Source organism: Leifsonia sp. SIMBA_070 (assembly GCF_046534635.1).
In the GTDB taxonomy this organism is placed as follows: Bacteria; Actinomycetota; Actinomycetes; order Actinomycetales; family Microbacteriaceae; genus Leifsonia.
This window is the reverse complement of sequence record NZ_JAWRYK010000656.1, coordinates 1-251: the sequence shown is the minus strand read 5'-3', so window position 1 is coordinate 251 and position 251 is coordinate 1. Positions and strand designations below refer to the sequence as shown.

Here is a 251-nt window from a genome sequence, read left to right as displayed (position 1 = left end):
CGGTCCATTGCCAGGTAGACCGCCTGCCGGACGGCCACATCGGTCTGCGGCCCCTCACAGCCCAGGGCCTCGTTTGAGCAGGTCACAATCGAGGTCATCATGGCCGGAGTGTTCACATAGGAGAGGTTTTCATTGTCCTTCAGGATGGTCTCCAGACCGGGAAGGAAGGAACTCATCCAGTCAATTTGTCCATCCAGGAGGGCGCCCGTGGCAGCGTCCGCAGACTCAAGGGAGATGTAGCGCACTTCCTC

The 251-nt window shown here is 59.8% G+C and carries 1 protein-coding gene; it reads right to left on the bottom strand.

Features of this window, described 5'->3' with window-relative positions; translation table 11 throughout:
- A partial coding sequence (locus tag SB754_RS21870) for an ABC transporter substrate-binding protein (protein ID WP_410784406.1) occupies window positions 1-245 on the bottom strand: 245 nt, incomplete at its 3' end.
- Window positions 246-251 lie beyond the last annotated feature (6 nt).